15 protein-coding genes and 1 tRNA gene are annotated in these 19,744 nt (G+C 63.7%); 4 read left to right on the top strand and 12 right to left on the bottom strand.

Translation table 11 applies throughout. The features are described from left to right. The first annotated feature begins 138 nt into the window (after window positions 1-138). Entirely contained in the window at window positions 139-3,549 is a 3,411-nt protein-coding gene (locus tag JQ603_RS18480; protein WP_212341481.1) for a molybdopterin-dependent oxidoreductase, read from the top strand. 49 nt (window positions 3,550-3,598) lie between these two features. Then, window positions 3,599-5,053: a short-chain fatty acid transporter gene (locus tag JQ603_RS18475; protein WP_212341479.1), complete on the top strand. Its 1,455-nt coding sequence runs from the start codon at window positions 3,599-3,601 to the stop codon at window positions 5,051-5,053. 192 nt (window positions 5,054-5,245) lie between these two features. On the opposite strand, the gene argH is transcribed toward JQ603_RS18475, so the two are convergent. From argH to JQ603_RS18435, 8 genes are all read right to left on the bottom strand, one after another. Next, window positions 5,246-6,748 carry an argininosuccinate lyase gene (gene argH, locus JQ603_RS18470; protein WP_283817440.1) on the bottom strand — a complete coding sequence of 501 codons (1,503 nt, stop codon included), beginning with the start codon at window positions 6,746-6,748 and terminating at the stop codon, window positions 5,246-5,248. 63 nt (window positions 6,749-6,811) lie between these two features. After that, window positions 6,812-8,203 carry an MmgE/PrpD family protein gene (locus JQ603_RS18465; RefSeq protein WP_212341475.1) on the bottom strand — a complete coding sequence of 464 codons (1,392 nt, stop codon included), beginning with the start codon at window positions 8,201-8,203 and terminating at the stop codon, window positions 6,812-6,814. An 11-nt stretch (window positions 8,204-8,214) separates the two neighbouring features. Next, complete coding sequence (locus JQ603_RS18460) at window positions 8,215-9,093, bottom strand: ABC transporter substrate-binding protein (RefSeq protein WP_212341473.1); 879 nt, start codon at window positions 9,091-9,093, stop codon at window positions 8,215-8,217. An 85-nt stretch (window positions 9,094-9,178) separates the two neighbouring features. After that, entirely contained in the window at window positions 9,179-9,994 is an 816-nt protein-coding gene (locus tag JQ603_RS38065) for an ABC transporter permease (RefSeq protein ID WP_212341471.1), read from the bottom strand. Beyond that, window positions 9,991-10,845 carry an ABC transporter permease gene (locus JQ603_RS18450; RefSeq protein ID WP_212341470.1) on the bottom strand — a complete coding sequence of 285 codons (855 nt, stop codon included), beginning with the start codon at window positions 10,843-10,845 and terminating at the stop codon, window positions 9,991-9,993. The genes JQ603_RS38065 and JQ603_RS18450 overlap by 4 nt, the downstream gene beginning before the upstream one ends. Continuing rightward, complete coding sequence (locus JQ603_RS18445) at window positions 10,842-11,897, bottom strand: ABC transporter ATP-binding protein (protein ID WP_212341469.1); 1,056 nt, start codon at window positions 11,895-11,897, stop codon at window positions 10,842-10,844. The genes JQ603_RS18450 and JQ603_RS18445 overlap by 4 nt, the downstream gene beginning before the upstream one ends. A gap of 15 nt (window positions 11,898-11,912) precedes the next feature. Next, the gene (locus JQ603_RS18440; RefSeq protein ID WP_212341468.1) at window positions 11,913-12,935 is read right to left on the bottom strand and encodes an ABC transporter substrate-binding protein; all 1,023 of its coding nucleotides are present in this window, start codon (window positions 12,933-12,935) and stop codon (window positions 11,913-11,915) included. A 17-nt stretch (window positions 12,936-12,952) separates the two neighbouring features. Beyond that, window positions 12,953-14,116, bottom strand: coding sequence for an amidohydrolase family protein (locus JQ603_RS18435; protein ID WP_212341467.1), 1,164 nt, complete (start codon window positions 14,114-14,116; stop codon window positions 12,953-12,955). Between the two features lie 336 nt (window positions 14,117-14,452). Here JQ603_RS18435 and JQ603_RS18430 point away from each other — a divergent pair, with 336 nt between their 5' ends. After that, on the top strand, window positions 14,453-15,424 hold the full coding sequence (locus tag JQ603_RS18430; protein ID WP_212341466.1) for an agmatinase family protein: 972 nt from the start codon (window positions 14,453-14,455) through the stop codon (window positions 15,422-15,424). Between the two features lie 4 nt (window positions 15,425-15,428). On the opposite strand, the gene JQ603_RS18425 is transcribed toward JQ603_RS18430, so the two are convergent. From JQ603_RS18425 to JQ603_RS18415, 3 genes are all read right to left on the bottom strand, one after another. Then, on the bottom strand, window positions 15,429-16,367 hold the full coding sequence (locus tag JQ603_RS18425) for a LysR substrate-binding domain-containing protein (protein ID WP_212341465.1): 939 nt from the start codon (window positions 16,365-16,367) through the stop codon (window positions 15,429-15,431). A gap of 101 nt (window positions 16,368-16,468) precedes the next feature. Next, window positions 16,469-17,431 (bottom strand): citrulline utilization hydrolase CtlX, encoded by a 963-nt coding sequence (gene ctlX / locus JQ603_RS18420; RefSeq protein ID WP_212341464.1) that lies wholly within the window; start codon window positions 17,429-17,431, stop codon window positions 16,469-16,471. Window positions 17,432-17,433: 2 nt separating this feature from the next. Then, complete coding sequence (locus JQ603_RS18415) at window positions 17,434-18,504, bottom strand: ornithine cyclodeaminase (protein ID WP_433996646.1); 1,071 nt, start codon at window positions 18,502-18,504, stop codon at window positions 17,434-17,436. A 113-nt stretch (window positions 18,505-18,617) separates the two neighbouring features. Between JQ603_RS18415 and JQ603_RS18410 the strand changes: the two genes are divergently transcribed. Next, a complete protein-coding gene (locus JQ603_RS18410) occupies window positions 18,618-19,043 on the top strand; it encodes an Lrp/AsnC family transcriptional regulator (RefSeq protein ID WP_212341460.1) in 426 nt (141 codons plus the stop codon). A gap of 520 nt (window positions 19,044-19,563) precedes the next feature. Here the strand turns inward: JQ603_RS18410 and JQ603_RS18405 are convergent. After that, window positions 19,564-19,637 (bottom strand) — tRNA-Gly (locus JQ603_RS18405). Between the last annotated feature and the right edge of the window lie 107 nt (window positions 19,638-19,744).

Here is a 19,744-nt window from a genome sequence, read left to right as displayed (position 1 = left end):
GGTTCGTCCGCGGCACAATAGTCAGGTTTGGTCACGGCACAATAAATGGGCTTGACGAAGAATACGCCACGGATGAGGATAAGTAACGTTTTACAGTAACGCACTACTACTCAACCTTCGGACGGTGTGGCACCTCATATGGCGCAGCGCGTACCCGGCTATTGCACCCTCTGCCGATCCCGATGCGGGTCGACCATGGTCGTCGAGAATGGCCGGCTGGTCGCTGTCGAGACCCTGCCCGGACATCCGACCGGCGGAGCGCTATGCGCGAAGGGCCGGGCCGCGCCCGAGATGGTGCACAGCCCGCGTCGCCTGACCAAACCGCTTCGCCGAACAGCACCCAGGGACGCGGCCGATCCCGGCTGGATCGAAATCTCCTGGGATGAGGCGCTGGACGATATCGCCGAGAAGCTCGGCGACATTCGGAAGACATCCGGAGCCGAAGCGGTGGCCTTTGCCGTGACCACGCCGAGTGGCACGCCGATGGTGGACAGCTTCGAATGGGTCGAGCGCTTCATCCGCTGCTTCGGCAGTCCTAACTTGATCTACGCGGTCGAAGTCTGCGGTTGGCACAAGGACTACGCCCATGCCCTGACTTTCGGACGCGGCATCGGCGTTCCCGACTACGACCAAGCCAACGCCATCGTGCTGTGGGGACATAATCCGGCCCGCACCTGGCTCGCCCAGGCCACACGCATCGCCGACGCCCGGCGACGCGGCGCGCGGGTCGCGGTGGTCGATCCCAAGCCGAACGGCTCCGGCCAGCAGGCCGATATCTGGTTGCGTATCCGTCCCGGCGCGGACGGCGCATTGGCGATGGGCGCAATCCGGCACCTCATCACCACAAACTCATATGACGCAGACTTCGTGACGCGCTGGACCAATGGGCCGCTGCTCGTCGACACCGACACGGGTCGCTTCGTCCGCGCGAGCGAACTCTGGGCGCATCAATCAGACAGCAGGTTCGTCGTGCTGGATCAGTCCGGAACGGCACGCGCCTTCGATCCAGGCCTTGCGGCGCTCGACCCCATCTCCTGCAAGCTCGATGGTGATGCAACACTCCGTGCGCTGGATGGGCGCGTGGTCGCGGCCGCAACAGCCTTCCGTTTGCTGACCGCCGAGGCCGCTCCTTACACGCCCGCTCGCGTGGCCGAATCGACCTGGCTCGACGAGCGCAAGATCGCGGACTTCTACCAGCTGTTCGAGAACAGTCCGCAGCTCGCCTATCATTCCTGGACCGGCGTCGGCCAGCACACCAATGCGACGATGATCGAGCGGGCGATTGCAACGCTCTATGCACTTACCGGCGCTTGCGACCGCCCCGGCGGCAATGTCTGGCTTGCGCCGCCGCCGGCACGCACCGTCAACGACTATTCCCTGTTGCCGCGAGAGCAACAGGCCAAGGCGCTCGGCCTCGACGAATTGCCGCTCGGGCCGCCGAGCCGGGGATGGATCACAGCACGGGATTTCAGCCGCGCCGTCCTGACCGGCGAACCCTACCAGGTGCGGGCGCTGATGAGCTTCGGGACCAATCTCGTCGTCTCGCAGGGCCACTCCTCGCGCAACCGCGAGGCGCTGCGCGCGCTCGACTTCCACGTCCACGTCGACATGTTCATGAATCCGACGGCCGAGAATGCCGACATCGTGCTGCCGGCCAACATGCCCTGGGAACGGGACGCTCTGAAGATCGGCTTCGAGATCACGCAGGAAGCCGTCGAGACGATCCAGTTCCGTCCGCAGATGTTGCCGCGGCTCGGCGATTGCAAGGCCGACTATGAAATCGCCATCGAACTTGCGGCAAGGCTGGGCCTGGCCGCTCAATTTTTCGGCGGCGACATCCGCGCCGGCTGGAATTATCAGCTCGCACCGCTCGGCGTGACGGTCGACGAGTTACGTCGGCATCCCGAGGGCATGCGTTTCCCGCAACTGCTTCGTCACGAGAAATACGCGCTCGCGCAACAGGACGGTGCGGTTGCCGGCTTCGCTACCGCGACGCGCCGCGTCGAGATCTATTCGGAATTGATGCTCGAGCATGGCTATGCGCCGTTGCCGGCCCACATCGAGCCCGCCGAAAGTCCGCTCGCTGACCACGCCGACAGTCGCTTTCCACTGGTGCTCACCACGGCCAAGAGCGGCTGGTTTGTCCACTCTTCGCATCGTCACGTCGCTTCCCTGCGCAAGAAGACGCCCGATCCGGCGATCGAGATCAGCCCGGCGCTCGCCGCCGCGCGTGGCCTCAGGGATCGTGACTGGGTGATCGTCAAAACCCGCTCGGGAGAGGCCCGGCTGCGCGTGCGGCTGAACGAGGCGCTCGACGATCGCGTCGCTGTCGCCGAGTTCGGCTGGTGGGAGGATTGTCCGCCGCTCGGACGCGGCGCGATCCAGCCTGCGGGATCGCCAACGTCGAACATGAACGATGCCCTGAGCGATGCTAACCGCGATCCCGTGAGCGGCTCCGTGCCGCTGCGCGCCACGAGCTGCGACATCCGCAAGGATGAGACCGCGAGCCGCGGCCACTGGACCGGCAAGCGCGACTTCACTGTTTCAGCCGTTCATCGCGAGACCGACGACGTCGTCGCGCTGACGCTTCTGCCGAGCGACGGCGGCGCGCTTCCCGCCTTCCTCCCGGGACAGCACATCATGCTGAACCTGCCGGGCCCCGTTGCCGCTCGCGCCTATTCACTGACCGGCCATGACGGAGACGATTTTCTGTCGATCGCGGTCAAGAGGCGCAGGTCCGACGTTTCAGGAGTCGCCGACGATACCGTTCACCTTTCCGATCACGTTCATCGTCTGGCGGTCGGCGATGGCGTTCGGATCGAGGCACCAAAGGGCATCTTCACGCCGCCGCTGCAAGGAAGCCGGCCGCTGATCTTCCTTGCAGGCGGAATCGGCATCACGCCGTTTATCGGTCATCTCGAAGCGTTGGCGAAACTAAAGCGCGCCGAACGCGTCGCCCGGGTGCTGCTGCTCTATGGTTGCCGTAACGGCGGCGAACATGCATTTGCCGGCCGGTTGCGCGAGCTCGAGGATCTGCTGCCGGAGCTCGATCTCGTCACGGCTTATTCGGCGCCGCGCGCACAGGATCGTCGTCCGGGAGACTACGACTACGAGGGGCGACTGGATCTCTCGGCGATTGATCCGTTGCTGCCACAAAGGCCCCTCGCCTATCTCTGCGGTTCGCCGGACTTCACGGCATCGATGACGGCCCGACTGATTGAACGGGGCGTCCCGCGCTTCGACATTTTCTCGGAAGCTTTCACCTCACCGCCGGTCGTGCCGCGCACACTGAAGCCGCAAATCGTCCACATCGCCGACAGCGACAGGAGCTTCACCTGGACGCCGGATCTCGGGACGCTTCTCGACGCGGCCCAGGCAGCCGGTCTGTCCCTGCCCAGCGGTTGCCGTGTCGGCCAGTGCGAGAGCTGCCTCATGCGCGTCGTCGACGGCAATGTCGCACGGCTCGGCGACGGCGGCGACGGCGGCGCGCCCGATCAGTGCCTGACCTGCCAATCCGTTCCGCTCTCGGAACTCACGCTTGCACTGTGATCCAAAGTGACGAAACGAACGCAACACCAACGCGACTATGGGGGCCGCAATGACCGACACGACGGATAAAGCCATCTTCCTGGACGATACGCCGAGACAGGCCAACGTGCTTGCGAGATTCTCGCAGCACATGGTCGCCTTCGCCGAGCGCTGGTTTCCCGATGCTTATGTGTTCGTTCTGGTCGCCGTGGTGGTCATCGCACTCGGCACCATCGCGCATGGCGGCTCACCGCTTGCGGTCAGCCGCGCCTTCGGCGACGGCTTCTGGAATCTCATTCCGTTCACGATGCAATTGGCACTCGCTGCCGTTGGAGGCTACGTGGTCGCGATGTCGCCGCCCGTCGCTGCGCTGATGCGACGACTAGCCAACGTACCCTCCACCGCGCGCGGCGCCGTGGTCTTCGTCGGCGTGCTCAGTATCGCCGCGTCATTGCTGAACTGGAGCCTGAGCCTGATTTTCTCGGGCCTTCTGGTGCGCGAGATCGCGCGGCGCAAGGACATCAAGCTCGACTATCGCGCAGCCGGCGCGGCCGGCTACCTTGGCCTTGGCTGCGGCTTCACGCTCGGCATCACCTCATCGGTCGCCCAGCTCCAGGCCAACGCGGCGAGCATTCCGGCCTCGTTGTTGCCAATCACCGGTGTCATCAGCTTTTCCGAGACGATCCTGACATGGCAAAACCTGGTAACGATTATCGTCGTGACTGCGTTGTCAGCGGCAATCTGCTATCTGACGGCGCCAAATGAAGCGCTGACCAGAACCGCAGAAGATCTCGGCGTGTCTCTCGATGAGGACCGGATCGAGCCAAAGAAGCCGACCCGGCCCGGTGACTTTCTCGAGTTCAGTCCCGTTCTGACCATCCTGATCGTCGCACTGGCGTCGGGCTGGCTCTGGCAGACCTTTCAATCCGGCAATCCGCTGATCACCCTGTCCGGCCTCAACACCTATAATTTCGTGTTCCTGGTGCTTGGCATTCTCCTGCACTGGCGGCCCCGCAGCCTACTCGAGGCTTTTTCGAAGGGAACGCCGAGCATCTCCGGCCTGCTGTTGCAGTTTCCGTTTTATGCCGGCATCGCCCACATGCTGACCAAGGTGCCGAATGCCAACGGGCTGACACTGTCCGATACCGTCGCTCACTGGTTTGCAAACGTCTCGGTCAACTCGACAGTGTTCTCGTTCCTGATCGGGCTCTATTCCGCCGCGCTTGGCTTCTTCATTCCGTCGGCTGGCGGCAAATGGATGATCGAGGCGCCCTACATCATGAAGGCGGCCAACGAAGTCGGGGCTCATCTGGGCTGGACCACCATGGTCTACAACATCGCCGAGACGCTGCCGAACTTCATCAACCCGTTCTGGATGCTGCCGCTGCTGGGCGTGCTCGGGCTGAAGTCAAAAGACCTGATCGGCTACACGTCCGTGCAATTCTTCGTGCACTTTCCGATCGTCATGATCCTGGCTGCGATCTTGATGACGACTTTCACCTACCATCCACCAATTCTGCCTTGATCGAACGTCGGACCTGACGATGCGGGATGTCGGGCCTCAGCGCCCGGCATCCCGAAACTTGATGTCAGATCGAATTGACGCGAGCGCCAATCGCTTGGAACTTCTCTCGAGAGATCGACAATAGCACTTCAAGGTGAAGCACTGATCGCTCGACGCTCTGCGCGCGGCCCGCGGCATAACGCTGCGGACATCTCAATCGGCGATGAACGCCGAAATTGCAGTCTCCAATGCCTCATAAGCTCGTTCGATCCGACCTTCCAGAGCGCCGAGCAGCTTCGCATCTGCATCGAGCCTGCCACGCGCCGCCTCCACTTCACGGCTGATCGCTTCGGGCGCCGGCCCGCCCAGGAGTTTGCGGCGGCGAACAAACGCAGCGGGATTCATGGCATCCGAAAACACGGCCGCCGACAGGCGCGGCGCCGCGATGCCAAGTTCACGGGCCGCTTCATCGAGCGAGGTTGACGTCGCCTTGTCCGGTCGGATGCCCGCGGCGATGTTGCGGCGGACGAACACGCTGACGATCTGGTGGGAATTGCGCCAGTCGATGCCGCTCTCGCGGACGAGCGCCGCGGCAAGGTCGGTGACCTGCGCCCAATTGGCGCCGGAAAGCTCGCGCATCCGGCCGACCTTGACCTTGAGGTCGCGCATCAATGGCGACAACGTCTCCAGGCGGACGCCGAGCGCCCTGCCCATGTCCCAGAGAATCGCCTGACTGTTGCGGCGTTCCATGATCGGGAAACCCGTGGGGCCCTTCTCGGCCATCATCACCGTGGCGACGATGCCGAGCGATTGCGCGGCGACGCCCTTGATGTCTTCCAGACCGTCGGGGTTCTTCTTCTGGGGCATGATCGAACTCGTGCCGCAATAGCGGTCGGGCAGCTCAACCATGTCGAATTCCATCGTCGACCAAATGAAGAGATCGTCGGCCAATCGGCCGACATTCTGGCCGAGAACGGCCAGCACACCGGCATATTCCATCTCCAGATCATGGCTGAGGATGGCGTCCATTGTGTGCGAGAGCGGAGAATCGAAGCCGAGCAGGTCTGACACACGCTGGCGATTCAGGGGAAAATCGGAGCCGGTCATGATCGCGGCCCCTGCGGGAGAACGGTTCACGCGCACATGGAAGGACAGCAGCCGCTGCGTATCGCGGGCAAAGACCTCCTCGAACATGGTGAGCCAATGCGCAAACGTCGTGGGCTGGGCGTGCTGGCCATGGGTGTAGCCCGGCATGACCGTCTCGCGATGTTCCACAGCGAGGTCGAGCAAGGTGCCGCGCAGCACGATCAAGCCTGCCAGCATGCGCTGGACGTGACTGCGGAAGGTAATACGTCGTGCCACTTCGATCAGGTCACCAGAGCTGCGGCCCAGATGAAGTCTCCCGCCGATCTTCTCGCCCAACGCCTTGGTGAGATAGTGCTCGCCGGAATGCATACCGCCATCGGCCTCGGCGCGCGCCGCCTCGACGCCCCGCTCCTCCATCGTGCGGAAGGCCTTCAGCATCGCGATGCCGGTCCCGCGCGGCAGGATGCCCTCCTCGCTCAGCATCAGCGCATGCGCCTTGTCGAACGCATGGATCGCATGCACGGACTCCCCGAGCAGGCTCGAGCGGTGAAAGTCGAGATGGGCAAGCGGCTCTTCGGTCAGCCGAGCGCCCGCGGTGCGGAAGCCGCGATAGTCCGAGGCTTTGGTCATGGCTCTTACTCCATCAAGTCGGTTCGCCGGCCAGCGCCGGCGTCGTGAACATCGTGCCGGTCGTCAGCGCGCCGGCAGACGCAGTGATTGCACGATCTCATTCGGCCGCACGCCGTTGCCGAGGCCGAGCACGGCGTGTTCGAGCCGGCTCGTGGCCTCTGGCCCGATGATCGGGGTCGCCAGGGATCTGTATTTGGCGATCACGCCACCATCGGGCAGAGGATTGGTGGCAGAGCCAGCCGGGACGTCGATGCGCAAGCGACGCTGTCTACCGTCCCTGAACTCGAGCACGAGCTCGGCCGCGACATTGCTCATCGGCTCGACGCTTTCCACGACTTCGACGCGACGCGCCTGTTCAAGCACGGCACGATCGCGCCGCACGGCCTCGCTGAACATCGGCAGGTCCGCGGCGCCATGCACCAGCGCGACAGAGAGCGCATACGGCAGGCTCATCTGGGCATCGAGCAGGGTCGAGACCTCAGTCGCGCCGCACATGCGCACGATGGTCGGGTGCACATTGACACGGATCGCCGCCAGATTTTCGGGCGATGCCCCTTCGCCGCGGAGCTTCAGCATCGCCTCGACGGCGGCATGGGTACCGCGACAGGACGCATAGGGCTTGATCGAGGAGCGGTGGATACGCCAATCCTCACCGAGACCGATCGTCAGCGCGGACCGGTCGGCATTGTCGGCGGCATAGGTCGAAAGGAAGCCGCCCCAGGACGCATCCAGGATCGCAGCCGGCCCCGTCATCCCCGAGCGCGCCAGCAGCACGGCCAACACACCCGAGGCTGCGGCATGGCCGGGATGGAGACGCTTCGTCATGGCGCCTTCGCTCATGAAGGCCCATGTCCCCGAGGCAAACGAACCGGCGATGCCCAGCGCGTTGCATGTCGTCGCCGCATCGCAGCCGAGCAGACGGGCGACCGCGGCGGCGGCGCCAAAGACACCGCAAGTCCCCGTGGAATGCCAGCCGGCATTGTTATGGGCGTCATAACCTCCCGAGGCTTCGAGCATGCGCCGGCCGAGATCGTAGCCGATCGCGACGGCGGCGATCAGTTCGCCCTCGCCTGCGCCCGCCGCCAGCGGCAACGCCGCCAGCAGCGCCGGCACAACCACGGCGCCGCTATGGTCGCAGCCGCTGGCATCATCGAGTTCGAGCGCATGCGCCGCGGTCCCGTTGACGAGGGCCGCTGCCCCGGGCGCGGCGGTCTCCGTTCTGCCCCAGAGCAGCGCCGGACCGCTGTCGCCATAAGCGATGCGGGCTGCTTCGAGCGCTGCGGCCGGCTCAGGCTGTCGGGCACCCGCGAGCGCGGCGCCGAGCGTGTCGAGCACATGGCGCCGCACTGCATGAACGGTCTCCGGCGGCAGATCCTCCGCACGCAGCCGGGCATAGAAATCGGCCAGTGTCGCGGCGGCGGGGGATTCAGTCTGCGGGCGCTTGCGACGATCCACGGGTAATGCCCCTATTGCTTACGCGGCTCGGCGTTGATCATCGTCTGCGTGACCATGGCATAGGGCATCTCCCATTTGGCGAAGATCCTGGCATAGGCGCCATCCTTGATCATCGCATCGACCACGTCGGCCACGAGGTCGCGCAATGCGGTGTTAGGCTTCGCGAAACCGAAACCGGCGTAATCGACCGCGATCGAACCACCGATCAGCGCATACTTGCCGCGATCGGGCGAGTCCTTGCTTTCATTGATAAAGCGGATTGCATCGACGCCGATAGCGACCGCGATAGCGCGGCCCTGGAGCAACTGCAGGCGTGCATCGGCCGTCTTGTCGACGAGGACGTATTTGACCTCGGGCAGACCCTTGGCGACACAGGTCTGCTGGTTGAACTCCTGCAAACGAATATAGAAGATGCCGTTGCGATTGACCGAGACCGGCTTGCCGCAGACATCCTCGACCTTCTTCAACTCAGCTGCGGCGGCCGGCATGGTGAACAGCTGGGTACCGGTCGAGAAATAGTCGACAAAATCGGTCTTTCCACGACGGCTCGGGATGTCGGTCATGCCCGACGCACCCAGGTCGATGCGGCCAGTGTCGAGCGAGTTGATCAGCTGGTCGAAGGATTGCTCGCTCCATTCGACCTTGAGACCGAGACGCCGGCCGATTTCCTCGGTCAGATCGATATCGAGCCCCTTCAGCTCGAGCGTCGCCGGGTCCTTGAATTCGAGCGGCGGGTAGGTCGGGCTCGTGCCGACGACGAGCTTGCCGGCCTCCTTGATCTTCGCCGGCACGCGGGCGGCCAGATCCTGGGCTTGCGTCGTGGCGCAGGCCAGAACGGTGGCGACGGCGGCGCCCAGCGCCAGGCGAAGCGCGCTTCGGATCGATGGCATGGCAGTCTCCTTTCTCGTCACGTTAGCAGTCCTTGCCGCATTCATTCCGCGGACCACCCTTTCATAGTCTCGCAGCACCGCCGCCTCACGACATATCGAGAAAGCGATCCAGTCCCAGCAGCCATTCAATCGCGAAGACGACCCCGACGCTCATCAGAATCAGCAAGGTCGCCATTGCGGCGACCGTCGGGTCGTCGATGTCGCGGATGTAGCTGTACGCCTCAACCGGCAGCGTCGTCGTCGTGATGCTGGTCAGGAAAACAGCAATCGAGAAATTGTCCATCGCCTCGACGAAGGCGAAAGTGCCGCCCGCCACGAGACCCGGCGCAAGCTGCGGCATGGTCACGGTCCAGAACGCTGCAAGCGGGCTCGCCCCAAGATTGCGGGCGGCTTTTTCGAGATCCGGATCGAGGCCCGACAGGTTGGCAATCAGCGGCCGCAACACCAGCGGCAGCGTGAAGCAGATCATCGCGACCGTGATCGGCCAGAAGCCAGGCCCTATTCCGGTCTGTGCAACGAAGCTGAGAGCCGCGGTGCCGGTGATGACCCCCGGCACCAGCAGGGGCGCCGAGATCAGCGCCATCATCAGATCCCGGCCGCGGAAGCGGTGCCGGACCGCGACGATCGCGGTCGGCGCCGCGATGACCAGCGCGGCCATCGTGGTGATGACAGACACGGCCAGCGAATTCTGCAGCGCCGCCATGAAACGGGCATTCTCGAAGAACCGCTGGAACCATTGCAGGGTGAAGCCCTGAGGTGAAAACAGCACGTAACTGTTCTTGCTCAGCGCATAGAGGACGATGAAGGGCAGCGGCAACAGCACGAAGCCGAGCGTCACAAGCCCGAGCGCCGTCACCGCCGGAGAAACGGAGCGCGCATGATCGATGATCGCGCGCTTCACGTCGCCTCTCCCGAAAAACGCATTGTAACGAGACGCTTTATGCTGCCGACGACCCCGAGCATGAGCAGCACGAGCAGGAGAAACAGCACCGCCAGCGCCGCAGCCGAGGGAACATCATAGCTCGCCTGGATACGGTCGTAGATCGCCGTCGCCAGGACTTGAACGCGTCCGCCACCGAGCATTTGCGGGAAGAGAAAAGCGCCAAGCGAAAGTGCGAAGCACAGTGAGGTAGCCGCTGCCAAGCCCGGCAGAGACAGCGGCAGGGTGACGGTGACGAAGCTGCGCCAACGCGTCGCACCGAGATTGCGTGCGGCGTGTTCCAGCGACTCTGGGATCGTACGCAACGCGCCGAAGAGCGTCAGCACGAAGAAGGGCAGCACGAAATTCAGCACCGAGACGATGACAGCGAACTCGTTGTTGATCAGCGCAGCGCGCGGCAGCCCGACGGCCCGTAGCGCTTGATTGATCAGCCCCTGATTGCCGAGGATGATCAGCCAGGCATAGGCGCGCGTCACGCCGCCGGAGAGGAAGGTCGCAACGAGGCAGAACAGGATGACGCGACGCAGCGTCCGCGAATGCGAGCGCGCCAGCACGCGCGCCAGGGGATATCCGAACAGGACCGCCAACAGGGTGATCTCGCTCGACAGCCGCAAGGTGGTCAGCACAGCGCGCCAGGCGCCTTCCGATGCCAGAAGCTTGCCATAGTTCGTCAGCGTCGGCGGGCCGTGGAAGACCGCGCCCCCGCGATCGACCACCATCAGGCTGACGCTTGCAAAGGACAACAGGACGACCAGGAAGAGCGCCAGCACCGACATCGCCGGCAGCGCGAGCAGGAAGGTGCCGCGTCTCATGATGCCAGCACCGTGCAGCGGCTTGCGGCGAACCTGAGTGAGACGGCGGCCCCGGGCTCGAAAGGAGGCGCGTCTCGGCGTACCTCCGTCACGGTCACCGAGGTGTCACCCGCAATCGCCACTTCATAGCGCACCGAAGCGCCGAGCATCTGGACGAAACCGATCACGCCGTCGATATCGCCCTGCCCCGGAAGGAGAACGCTGATGGCCGCCGAACGAATTGCCAGCGTGGCGGCACCGGCCGCAGTCGTCGCCTTGACGCCGGATATTCTGCTGCCCCCCAGCTCGATCGTATCCTCGCCGAGAAAGCGCCCCGGCAGCAGATTCTCGACACCGGTGAAGCTCGCGACATAGCGCGTTTGCGGATGATCGTGGATCTCGAGCGGCGTGCCGATCTGCTCGATGCGCCCGTCCTTCATGACCGCGATGCGATCCGACAATACGATGGCCTCGCGTTGATCGTGCGTCACCATGACCGTGGTCAGGCCGAGATTGCGCTGCAGCTTGCGCAACTCGACCTGCATCTCCTCACGCAGATTCTGATCGAGCGCGCCGAGCGGCTCGTCGAGCAGCAGCAGGCGCGGCTCGGTGACGACGGCGCGCGCCAATGCGACGCGCTGGCGTTGGCCGCCGGAGAGCTGCGCCGGCCGCCGCTCCGCGAGTTGTGCAATACGCACCAGCTCCAGTGCCTGCTCGATGCATCTGGAAGCCTCGGCTTTCGGCACGCGCGCCATGCGCAGGCCGAAGCCGACGTTGTCGCGCACGCTCATATGCGGGAACAGCGCGTATTGCTGGAACAGCATCGCTGTGCGGCGCTTCTCCGGAGGCGTCGAGAGTATCGAGCCCCCATCGAGCCTGATGTCACCGCTATCCGGAGCCACAAAGCCGGCAATTGACTGTAACAGGGTTGTCTTGCCGCAGCCGGAAGGCCCGAGCAGAGCAAGAACCTCGCCCGGCTCGACCGAAAGCGAGACATTCTCGACGGCCTTGACGTCGCCATACGCCTTGGCGATGCGGTCGACGTCCAGCCGGCAGGATGATCCCCTGTTCATCACACAAGACGCTCGCTACTTGGCAACGGCCTTGTTGAACTCCTCGGTCCATTCACCGAGACGCTCATTGATCTTGGCCTCGTCGAAGGTGACCGCGTTCTCGGGTGTCGGCAAGACCTTGACCAAGGCCTCGGCCGGCGTGACGTCCTTGTTGACCGGACCGAGATTGTAGACATCGGTCATGTGCTTCTGCCAGTCCGCGGCCAGCGAACGGTTGATGAAGATAGCGGCGGCGTCAGCGTTACCGTTGTTGACCATCATCATACCCTCAAAGATCAGTGGCGTCGGCTTGGGGCTGACCATGGCGACCGGGATGTTCTGATCGGCAAGCTCCTTGACCGCGGAAGGCGATCCGATCATCGCCATGATCTCGCCTCGCGCCAGCGCCCGGCGCGCATTGGTATCGGAGGAATTGAACATCGCAACGTGGTCACGCATCTTGCCGAGAAACTCGATGCCCGGCTTCACATTGTCGATCGAGCCCCCGTTCAGCAGCGAGGCGATCAGGATGGTGCGACCGGGGTAGACGGTCGGCGCCGGCAGCGCGATGGCGTTCTTGAAGCCGGTTTGGAAGATATCGCTCCAGGCGGTCACCTTGCCACCCGGCACCAGATCGGGCCGATAGACGATCGCCGTTGGGAAATACCAGTAGGCGACGAACATCTCGTTGTGCGAACCCGGGATGAGCTTGGCCAGATTGGGCAGCTTGTCGACCGGCAACGGCAAGAAGAGCCCCTTGTCGGTCGCCGCGCGCATCGCGATCGCCTCTCCGGTGAACCAGACGTCGACGCCGGGATTCTGGCGCGAGGCCTGCAACTTCGCCAGCCCCTCGGCCGAGCTGTTCTGGATGACGGGCACGATCTCGATGCCGGTTTCCTCCTTGAAGGCGGGCGCCAACGGCTTGAGCACACGCTCCCAGGTGGAGCCGAAGGTCATGACCTTGACCTGCTTCTGCTGTGCGTTCGCAGCGCCACAGGCGGCGAGCGTCACGGCGACGGCGGCAAGACCGCGCCAGGACAGCTTGGATAGCGTCATCATGTTCATCCCCTTTGCTCTCAATGTACCGTCATTTCGCGAGTGATCATTCCGGGGCCGAAGACGACGCGGCCGGCGGCCATGGTCCAGACGACACGTCCGTCCTCCCCGACGAGTACGAGATCAGCGTCCATGCCTGGCGCGATCGCGCCCTTGCGACTGGAAAGGCCGAGAACGCGCGCGACGTTGCCGGTGACAAAGGCCAGAGCCTGCGGCCAGTCGAGACCGCCCTCGGTGGTCAGGCGCAGCAAATCGCACAAGAGAATTGCCGGCGGAACCGCGCGAAAGCCGCCCCGGTGATCCGGGACTGCCACCCCTGCATCGGATGACAGCGTGATCCGTTCGGCCGGAACGCCGGCATCGAGCGCCCGCAGGACGGCCTCGACCGGATCAAGGCCGGCAGGCAGTCCGTCGCGCGGGCCAAGACAGCAGGTGAAGTCGATCGTGCCGCCGGCTTTGGCGAAACGTATGCCATGCTCGAAGACAGGCGAGACGTCAGACGCGCGGTTGATATGCGTCGGGACCGCCTGCGACGGCGGGAAATCGATCTTCTCGATCAGGTCGAACAGCGCCGCGAGGCCGCCCCTCAGCCGGCCGACATGCAGATGCAGCACGGCAGCCTTGCCACTGACCGCCTTCGCCTGCACGAGACTGCCGGCGAGCGCTGCGAAAGCTGCGAAGTCGAGATTGGGAAAGGCGCGTTCGGAGATCGCGCTCTTGGCGCCAATCACCTTGTCGAGCAGCGCGATATCGGACGGCACGCTTTGCGTCAGGAACGGCGCCGGCAACGCCATGGCGCCGGTGTAGATGAAGGTGGTGAGGCCGGCGCGGTCCAGCTCATGCGCCTTACGCAGCAGCGACGGCAGCGTCTTGGCCTCGATTTCGCTGCCCAGCAGGCCGACTGCCGTCGTGATACCCGCCGAGGCAAAGGCCTCGAATGCGAGCTCGGGCATGCGCGCCTCGGGCCCGTCGCCTTCGCCACCGCCGATGAAATGGACATGCTGGTCGATCAGGCCCGGGATCAGTCGTCCCGGCGGTAACGTCTCCACGCTGATGAGGCCGTCAAGCGCCGAAGCGGCCGACAGATCCGCACCGACCGCCAGGATGCGACCGCCACCGATCAGGATATCCTGCGCACCAAGCTCGGCCGGCGCGAACACGTGCGAGCTACGCAAGAGACGCAATGGGGCGTCCCGCGCGTCCTCGTCCCGAGCCGATCCGTGCTGCCCACGGAGCATTCGCATCCCCTGTCTGAAGCAATCCGGAAACGCTCGATCTCAGCGAGGCTCCGGCTGCCTGCCAGAGCCCATCAAGCAAGAGGTCGCAGCTGGGGGCAATTGATGATTTATCAGCAAAAGCATGATCTAGATTCATGTATAAAACAGTATCGTTGAGCCTAATGCCTGGGCATAAGCCCAATCGATGAATTTGGCTCAGGCAACGCGTGAGTATCCATCACTTCACCTTGCACGGGGGGCGTGCCTTTAATCGGCCCGGCAGCCGACATGAAGGAGCGCGCCTTGACCACACTCGACCTTCTCCCCCCCGGCCTCGTCGTCAACACGATGAAGGGCGATGTCGCCGAGCATCGGGCCGGAGCCTGGCTGACCTGGGACGGCACGCTCGATCTCGATTGCGCCATCGTCGGCGTGCCCTATGACGGCGCCTCGGTCGTGCGGAGCGGCTCGCGCCACGGGCCCGACGCGGTGCGCCAGGGCCTGATGTATTTCACCACCTATTCGAGCCGCGACCGCCGCGCCATGACCGCATTCCGCGCCGCCGATATCGGCGACGTGCAGGTCGTGCTCACCGACATGGACGGCACCTTCAAGCGCATCACTCAGACGGTGCGGACGCTTGTCTCGAAGGGCATCGTGCCGGTGATGCTCGGTGGCGATCACTCGATCGCCTTTCCGAATCTCCGCGGCGTGATCGAGGCGATGGGGCCAGGCAAGAAGCTGGGCGTGATCCATTTCGACGCTCATCACGATCTGCGCAAGGCGCATCTCGGTGCAGAATCCAGCGGCGTGCCGTTTCGCAAGACGCTCGAATTGCCGGGCACGCTGCTCAGCGGCCGCAATCTCGTGCAGATCGGCATGGCCGAGTTCACCAACTCTCCCCAGCTCGACGACTATGCGAAAGAGATGGGCGTGACGGTGATCTCAGGCCTCGAAGTACGCGAGCGCGGCATCGCGGCGGTGGTCGATCAGGCGCTTCGCATCGCCGGCGACGGCAACGATGCGATCTATCTCTCGATCGACATCGACGTGCTCGACCATTCGCAGGCCCCCGGCACCGCCGCGCCGAACCCGTTCGGCCTCAACGCGCATGACGTGCAATACGCCATGCGCAAGATCGGAGCGAGCGGGAAGCTCATTGGCGCCGATCTCGTGGAAATCTCGCCTCCCTTCGATCCACGCAACATTACGGGCTCGACCGGCGCCTCGTTGATCCTAAGTCTGCTCTACGGCCTGTCCCAGGCCAGGAGCTGAAAGATCACGCCTGCCCGCTTTCGTCCGCCTCTCCGGCGGAGGGCAGCGTCAACGACTTGCCGAAGCGCGCCAGCAGCCAGTGCAGGAAAAGCCGGGTGTTCGAACGCTCGAGCTTGTAGTCGTCGCAGAGCACATACCAGCCGCCGGTCGCCAGAATGGTCCCGGCGAATGGACGAAGCAACAGCCCGTCCGCGACCAGCGAAGCCGACAGGGTATCGCTCACCAGAACCACACCCGCCCCTTCGGCCGCCAGGTCGATCGCGATGCTGAGATCGCTGCAATAGAGGTGGCGCCGATAGGCTTCGAAGGCGTGATCCCCTTCGGCCGCCAGCCAGCGACGCCATTCAGCACCGTCGTCCTGATGCAGCAGGATGACGTCGCGCAGATCCGACGGCTTGGTAAAGGCGCGACCAGCACCGCGGAACAGCAGGGGACTGCAGGCCGGCGCAATGGCGACCGTTTCCAGCAGCGTCGACCATTTGGCAGGCCAGGACCCACTGCCGAACTGAATGCCAAGGTCGGCGTCGGGCACATCCACGACGTGATCATTGTCGGCGAGCTTGATCTGACATTCGATCGCCGGGTGATCGGAGCAGAACGCTGCGATGTTCTTCGCCAGCCATTTGCTTGCGAACATCGGCGGGCAAGCGATGGTGAGCCGCCCACCGACCTGAGCCGCGTCCGCCAGGCTGTGAGCGGTGCGGGCAATGTCGTGCAGCGCCGCCGCGACGGAGCGAGCAAAGACGCGCCCGGCATCCGTCAGCGCCACGCCCCGTCCGGCCTTCTCGAAGAGATCGACGCCGAGCGCCTCTTCCAGTCGTCTGAGCTGATGGCTGACCGCGCTATCGGTCAGGTTCAGCTCCTGCGAAGCCTTCGCCAGGCTTTGATGGCGCGCGGCTGCCTCGAACGTGCGCAACGTGGCAAGGGGTAGATTCCGGAACACTATCGTCTCGATTCAGGCTGGCTGGGAGGCGATATTCTCGCCTGCCCGAATAGCCCCTGTCCAGAACGCGGATGCGGCGCCACCGCCATTTCGAGGCTGCGTCAAGACGCCGGCTCTACGCCAGAATTCAACGCGAGATTGCGCGAGGCCAGGTGGATTCCGGCGAGCATGCAACGCACCGAACCTCCCGCGAGCTCGATGGTCGCCACCTCGATCGGCAAGATCGTCGCCAGGCCTTCCAGTGTCGCGACCTGTTGCGGCCGCAGGGCCCTGAGGGCGCGCGCTGACATCGCCACGATCCGCCCGCTGCGGCCCTGCAGCTCGATCGCGTTGCCGGCAAATTCGCCGATCTGCTCTTGGCTGAGGTCGATCACGACGCGCCCCGTTCCTGCCAGCCGCTCCGCGATTTCAGCGCGCCGCATCAAATCGCGGATCGTGTCGAGCCCGATCAGGCAAAAATCGGTGCCGATGCACATCAGCACGTTGGTGTGGTAAATTCGTCGTCCCTCGGGGTCGACCGCATCGAAGACCACCGGCTCGAAATTGAAGTGCGTGCAGAACCGCTCAAGCGCGACCTCATTGGTACGGTTCGAGCGGGCGGCATAGGCGACGCGCTCGATATGATCGAGCACCATCGCACCGGTGCCTTCGAGATAGACACCGTCCTGCTCAAGCCCGGAATAGTCGATCACGTCCTGCACGCGATAGCGCTGCTTCAGCATCTCGATCACATCCTGCCGACGCTCCCGGCGCCGACTCGGCGAGAACATCGGATAGAGCGCGACATGACCGCCCGAATGAGTGGAGAACCAGTTGTTGGGGAAGACGGAATCAGGCGTCGAACGGCCCTCATCATCGAACAGATGTACCTCGACACCGGCCGCCTCCAGCGCATCGGCCGCTCGCGTCACCTCGTCATGGGCGGCAATTGCGATCGCTGCGGCGCTGCGGCACGCGTCCGTTGCCTGGAACAAATTGTCCTCGGCCGTCGCCGTATTCGGGCTGAAATGGTGCGGGCGGATCATCACGACCCCGCGCGGCGCCTGGACGGAAATCTTCTGCATGGTCAGCACGCCTCGAGCACCGGGCGCGGCTGTTGCGTCGACCGGGTGAGCAGGCCAAACAGGTTCCGCGGATCCTCCGGCTCGGTCAGCAGATCAATCTCATCGTAATAGTCCGTGCCTGCGATCAGATCGCGCAGATGGCGTAGCGCCGAGAAGTCTTCGATGGCGAAACCCACGGAATCGAAGATCGTGATCTGGTCCTGCGATCGACGCCCCGAGGCTTGGCCAGCAATGACCTGCCACAGCTCGGTGACCGGAAAATCGTGGGGCATCTGTTGAATCTCGCCCTCGATCCGGGTCTGCGCCTGCAGTTCGACGAAGACGTCGCCACGCAGAAGGATATCCCGCTGCAATTCGGTCTTGCCGGGGCAGTCACCGCCGACCGCGTTGATATGGACGCCGGCTCCGATCATGTTGTCCGAGACGACCGTTGCCTTCCGCTTGTCGGCGGTCAGGGTCGTGACGATATCGGCACCGAGAACGGCCGACTCCGCGCTCATGGCAGCCACGATCTCGAATCCATACGGCGCCAGATTGGCCCTGAACTTCGCGGTCGCAGTTGGGTCGATGTCGAAAACCCGCAGCCGCCGGATGCCGTTGACCGCCTTGAAAGCGAGCGCCTGAAACTCCGACTGCGAGCCGAGCCCGATGATCGCCATCACTTGCGCATCGTTGCGGGCGAGATATTTCGCAGCAACAGTCGAAGTTGCGGCGGTGCGCAATGCGGTCGTGATCGTCATCTCCGAAAGCAGGCGCGGATAGCCGGTTTCGACGTCGGACAACACACCGAAGCCGGTCACTGTCTGCAGTCCGCTGCGCGTGTTCTTCGGATGGCCGTTGACATATTTGAAGCCATAGAACTCGCCATCGCTGGTCGGCATCAATTCGATCACGCCGTCGCGGAAGTGGCTGGCGACGCGCGCGGCCTTCTCGAAGGTGCTCCAGCGCCGAAAATCCTCCTCGATATAGCCGGCGAGACCAATGAGGTAGGGCTCGATTCCGACTGCGCCGATCAGGCGAAGCATATTCTCAACACCGACATACCGAACCATTTGTGAGGCCTCCTGCACGATTCTCCTCGTTTAGGAATCGTAGGCCGGAGCAATTTGTGCTATACACTTCTAACAAGTTTGATTTTCGGCCAAAATATGTACAATTCGCTCAACTAAAGTAAGCAGATTGCTCAATGCTTGTTTTCGACGAACTGGATCACCGGCTGATTTCCGTCTTACGCGAGGACGGACGCGCGCCCATCTCGAAGCTCGGGACAATTCTCGGTATCTCGCGCGCGACGGTTCAGAACCGGCTCGACCGGCTCATCGAGAGCGGGGCCGTGCTCGGCTTCACCGTTCGCTTCCGGCAAGACTATGACGTCAATGCCATCCGAGCGATCATGATGATCGAGGTTACCGGCAAATCCACCACCGCGGTGATCCGGCAACTGCGCGGCCTGCCCGAGTTGCACTCCCTGCATACGACCAACGGCACCTGGGATCTCATCGCCGAGATTCGCGCCGACAGCCTCTCCGACTTCGATCGTGTGCTGCGCGAAGTGCGCACCATCGACGGCGTCCTCAATAGCGAGACCAGCATCCTGTTGAGTTCGGTTTAGATCGACGCGCAGCACATTTTGAAGCCGACATATCCTTGAACCTGCGCACGGAGCCGTTTGCGGGCAAGCACTGCGCGACTCCTATCCGCCGATCGGGCGACGGTCTACGCGCTTCCGGAGGCAGATCCCGATATCCATTCCGTAGTACGCCACACGCTCGGCGTGCTGACGCAGCCGACGCCTTCGGCGTGGATCGACCGTACAGGTCCGAAGCCTTGCATCATAACGGCGCGGACTGGGAGCCGGTTCTCACCGGATCTGCGTCTGCCACGTCTCGGCTCGGTGCAGTCAGGAGCAAACCAGGCCAGGATTGGTGCGCGGAGCAGCGAGTCGCGCCGCCTTATACCGGCTGCTCCAAGGCCTCGAACGCCTCGGATCGCCATCGACGCGTCAAGGACTCGATACACTGATCGGCCAATTCGGGCTTTGTTGTACGGTGGTTGTATGAAAATCGAAAGCAAGCGGCAAAACCGCCCACAAAGCCAACGCAACAGCCTGCTTTCACCGGGGGAAATTTTTTTGGAGCGGGTGAAGGGAATCGAACCCTCGTATTCAGCTTGGAAGGCTGCTGCTCTACCATTGAGCTACACCCGCGTTGGCGATCCCCTAACACGGCCGGGCGGCGGTCTCAACTGCCTCTGGACGGTCTTTCCCGCGTCAAGCCCCGCTGTTCCCGGCATTTCGCCCCCGCCCCTTAACGG

The sequence above is a fragment of the Bradyrhizobium liaoningense genome (genome assembly GCF_018130825.1).
Lineage (GTDB): Bacteria > Pseudomonadota > Alphaproteobacteria > Rhizobiales > Xanthobacteraceae > Bradyrhizobium > Bradyrhizobium liaoningense_B.
This window is presented reverse-complemented; position numbering and strand designations above follow the sequence as displayed.